We start from the raw sequence: 4,818 nt of genomic DNA, 5'->3' as shown, positions 1-4,818 counted from the left end.
CAAACCCCTGAAAAAGAATTAACCGCCGTTTTACAGGAGGGCTGGTAATGCCATTTATCACAGCGAAAAAGAATACACTCCTAGCACCCCTGCCGCACCAACCCCACCTTCAAAAAATAGATCGATTGGCAAAAGTGTATGAGGGAGGAATCTTAGGCGTCATCAAAGTGTCTACTGTCAATTCGCAGTTAGCGGAGATTATCTTGGCGGGGCCTTATACCTGGCATGACCATTACCCAACGATTGAAACGGGTGTCAAACGATATATCAATCCAATCTCATGGGATATTCCAGAAGATGCATGGGAACAGCAGCCAGTTTCTGCCCTGGCTCCAGCTTCTACTCCCTCCCAACCAGAAGCTCCATCTACTCCCTTATTACCGCCAGAAGTCGCCCAGCTTAATCACTTTTACGAAGGCTGCCAACGGAAATTACCAGACGGGCGAATCCAAGCTTACCCTGATCCAAGGGCTGGCAGTGGTGGTCTACCCGTCACCATCGGTTGGGGCAGTACTTACTATAAAAATGGGTCAGCCATCCAAATGGGAGATATCATCACCCAAGCTGAAGCAGATGACCTGTACGACTATATTTGCCACCAAGATTTTTGGCTCAAGCTGCAATCGACCATTCCCTATTGGGACGACATGACTGATCTACAACGAGCCGCACTGACCAGCTTTGCGTACAATAATGGTGCTGATTTTTATGGATCACCGAACCATAGAACCATCACCCGCAACTTAAAAGACAAAGATTGGCAGGCGGTTCCCGGCACCCTGATGATGTATCGCAACCCCGGCGAAAATGTGGAAGTGGGGCTAGGTCGCCGTCGATATGCCGAGGCCAAAGTCTGGTGTGGCGAAACGCCGACCACCGCCTGTGCCGCCGCTGCCCAGGAGATTCAAACGGCCCAAGATTGCAAACCCATTGAACAGCAGCTCAAAACGAACCCACCGATGGTGGCAGGTTTTGAACCAACGATAACCGTCTCGCAACCCACCCAATCGGCTGGTCCTCGCCAACCCAATATTATTACAGGGATGAAAGGTCCCAAGTCCCATCCAGATGCCCATGGTTTCAAACCGGGAGACTATCATCTGGTGGCCAATGATGCCGTTGGCAAGATCAAGTGTTACGACTATAGCGGCACGCTAATGTGGGAATTGACCTGTCTCTGTCGCGGTCAGTTTGAGGACAATTACTTTGGCCGTCATGGGGATACTCCCGCCGGTCTTTACAAATGTGGGCAAATTTATCGCGACTATGAGCAAGCGGGTGCAAATTCTGCCTATACCCGCGATCGCATGTCCTACGGCTGGTATAGTATCGACCTAGTTGAATTAGAAAGCCAAGAAGCGAATCTGGGTCGGGCAGGCATTATGATCCATGGCGGCGGCAGCGGTTGCGGGTGGCCAGGTGCCTGGAAGCCAAAGCAAGCTCTTTTCTCCACCCTAGGCTGCATTAGAATGCATAACCAAGATCTAAGGGACAAAGTTGTGCCTTTGTATGATCAGCCTGGTGTCACCCTCTTTATCAGTGTCTATCAGTAGCCAAAAGGCAAGATTACGGGTTAGTACTCTACTAGACAATATCCAGTGAAGTACTAACCCCCGGTAGTGCCTTTTCGTAAAGGACAGAGAAAATAGCAGGATGTGCAGACTGAATGAGTCGCTCCCTGATCAAACGATTGCATTCATGGATGAACGTCCAGATCGCACCAATCTACTGGTTTCGGTTTTTTATCCAGTTAAGTATGTTGGAATCCATTTGTGGAACTGAGTTTGAGGCATTTGCATTCCTAAAGAGTTAAGTATGTTGGAATCCATTTGTGGAACTGAGTTTGAGGCATTTGCATTCCTAAAGAACGACAAACTAAAAGGCTAAAGTTATTTTAGTTCGTGTCGGTGGAATGCTATGCAGTGAAAGGGTTTCAGTCAAGCTAGGCCATGGAATAAAACCCGAAATGAGTTGTGACTGGGTATGCCCTGATACTCATATTTGGTATTGATATACTACGCTCAGTTGTCCAACCCTTAACCTCTTGGCAACCGATCTAGAGCAACGAATCGCTGAATTACGGGCCTCTTTAAGGCCTGGTCAGCAAGAATTAGCCGATTGGCAAGCCGGTCCACTAGCAGTGTCTGCAGTGCCCGGAGCTGGCAAGTCCTATGGCATGGCGGTGGCTGCGGCTATCACATTAGCGCGTCAAAAACTCAATCGAGCCCAGCAGCTCGTGATTGTCACCTTTACCCGCTCAGCAGCGACGCACTTAAAGCAACAGGTCCGTCAACATTTACGGGAACTACAGCTGCCCATGAGTGGCTTTACTGTGCAAACCTTGCATGGTTTAGCCCTCAATATTGCTTCACGCCATCCCCAACTGTCGGGCATTCATTTAGAACAGGTCACCCTGATTACCCCCAACCGCCACCATCGCCTGTTGAGGCAATGTGTTGAACAATGGGTCGCAGACCATCCCCGAATATACCAAGAACTATTGGTTCGAGGTACCTTTGATGGGGAGGAGACAGAGCGGTTACGCCGACAATCGGTGTTGAGATCGGACTGCTTGCCGGAGTTGGCTGCGATCGCAATTCGCGAAGCCAAGAGTTCGGGGCTGAACCCGCAGCAGCTCTACGCTTTAGCAGAACAGGTGCAAGACGAGGTATCGGTGCTTGAGATCGCAGCCGGACTTTATGAACGATATCAACGGCTGCTCCAATCCCATCAACTGATCGACTATGACGATATGATCCTGGCAGCTTTGCAGGTGCTCGATAATCCTAGCGCTCGCCAAGTCTGGCAAAAACAAGTCTTTGCCGTTTTTGAAGACGAAGCCCAGGATTCCTCTCCACAGCAATCTAAACTTCTTGAGATTCTGGCCCTTCAGGCTAACAATGCTCATATTCAGAATCTAGTCCGTGTAGGTGATCCCAACCAGGCCATCAACTCTACATTTACCCCGGCCGATCCCATTTTCTTTCGCAAGTTTTGCCGTCAGAGTCAGGCTCGACAGCGGCTGGCAACCATGAATCAAGCAGGACGCAGCTCTACCATTATCATTCAGGCTGCCAACTTTATGTTGAACTGGATTAATCAGTCTCAGCTAGCAGGACAAGAACAGCCCTTTCAACCCCAGGCTATTCAAACGGTTGCCCATCACGATCCTCAAGCCAACGCGAATCCAGCCCCAGAAGATCGAGGGCTAGAAATTTATACTCCTAACGATATTTATCAAACGGCTGATTTAATCGGTCAGCGAGTCTGCCAACTTCTGAGCGATCATCCAGACGCCAATGCAGCCATCCTAGTCAGGGAAAATAAACAAGGCAGCTTTCTTGCCGAGCGTTTAAATCACCCCGATCAAAAAGTAAATCTAGCGGCTTATGGGATTGACATTCTCGATGTTGGCGGGGGGAGCCGACAGACCCAAGTCCCCTTCGAGATGCTGACCCTTTTGCAGTTTTTGGCTCGCCCCCATTCTCCAAATGCCCTGAAAGCGGCCCTACAAATCTTGGTCGATCGACAATTGATCCCAGCCCAAGAGGTGCATCCTTTGGCCAGTCAACCGGAGACCTTTCTCTATCCAGGCCCGCTTGATCGCCCCCAATCAGAGAAGGTGCAGGAAGCCCGTATTTTTTGCTGTAAGTTATTGCGATCGCGATGGGAATTGCCCCATTATCGACTGATTTCCTTTTTAGCCCTGTCCCTCAAGTACAATGCCGCCGAGCTAGCCACTGCCGATAAATTAGCAGCACGCCTGTCTCAACAAGCTCAAGGGGCACCCTCAATGACAACGACCTTGCCCATTTTGCAAGAACTGATCAGTGCTGAGCGGTTTGATCCTGTCGATGTTGAGGATGTTGAATCCCAATATCTTCGTAAACGGCAACTTACGATAATTACCATGCACAAAGCCAAAGGGCTGGATTGGGATTTTGTGTTTCTACCGTTCCTGCATGCTCGGATTATTCCAGGAGAATTAAGAATTCCTGCTGCTAGCCAATTCCTTGGCCCCTTCAGTTTGGCAGAAGTGGCTCGGGCTCAAATCCGAGCTAACGTCCACAACCAGTTTCCACTGCCCAATATGGAAGAGGCCTGGCAGCGGGCCAGTGACCTCAAAAGTGCAGAGGAGTTTCGTTTGCTTTATGTTGCGATGACCCGGGCTAAGCGATTGCTGTGGATGTCTGCGGCCAAACAAGCCCCCTTCAACTGGAACTGGTTTGACTGGCAGCGCCAAACCAAGCTGGATACGCAAACCCTTTGTCCTATTCTTAAACCCTTACAAGCCCAATTCCCTCAAGCCGTCCTCTCCAACTTGTCTCGGCCTGCCATCATTTCTCACCAGAACTCAGATGCACAAAGTATTTGCAATACATAGTTTTGATGCTCTTACTCCTTCTATTAGCGGTTTGGATTGCTGGCGTTGCTACTGTTAGCCTAATTCTGCTGATTCGTCAGATTAAAGCCGGAGTGATACGCAGTAAATATGGCCACAAAACATATTGCAATCTGGAACCTTTGAGATTCTGGTTTGCGATTTTGCTTGGACTTGTGGTTATTCTGGTGTTTTATTATGTTGCATTGATGATGTTCATAGCAGCCTTCAATGCGAATAAGTAAGTTTATCTATGGCGATGCAGCTTAATTCTGTGGTTCCCTTTGGGCGATCTCGGGATGAATACATCAAAATGTTCAACCTCACCCCTGCTGATTTATCCCTCTTTTATCACTTTAGACAGAGAGAAAGTCAGGATGCTTGAGCAATTTCCTCACCAGTGGACAGCAAAATGTCTCCATCCTAGATGTGAGTTG

2 protein-coding genes and 1 pseudogene are annotated in these 4,818 nt (G+C 49.0%); all 3 read left to right on the top strand.

Going from position 1 to position 4,818, the window contains the following annotated elements; all coding sequences use genetic code 11:
• Positions 1-47: 47 nt before the first annotated feature.
• Positions 48-1,553, top strand: coding sequence for a glycoside hydrolase family protein (locus Q0991_RS04360; RefSeq protein WP_299485862.1), 1,506 nt, complete (start codon positions 48-50; stop codon positions 1,551-1,553).
• Positions 1,554-2,044: 491 nt separating this feature from the next.
• The gene (locus Q0991_RS04355) at positions 2,045-4,384 is read left to right on the top strand and encodes an ATP-dependent helicase (RefSeq protein WP_299485859.1); all 2,340 of its coding nucleotides are present in this window, start codon (positions 2,045-2,047) and stop codon (positions 4,382-4,384) included.
• Between the two features lie 250 nt (positions 4,385-4,634).
• Positions 4,635-4,721: pseudogene (locus tag Q0991_RS25060) on the top strand (SAM-dependent methyltransferase); the annotation flags it as partial.
• Positions 4,722-4,818: the final 97 nt, after the last annotated feature.

The organism is Acaryochloris sp. IP29b_bin.137, assembly GCF_028285745.1.
Classification (GTDB): Bacteria; Cyanobacteriota; Cyanobacteriia; order Thermosynechococcales; family Thermosynechococcaceae; genus Acaryochloris.
The sequence above is the reverse complement of the archived record's forward strand: the minus strand, read 5'-3'. Positions and strand labels throughout refer to the sequence as shown.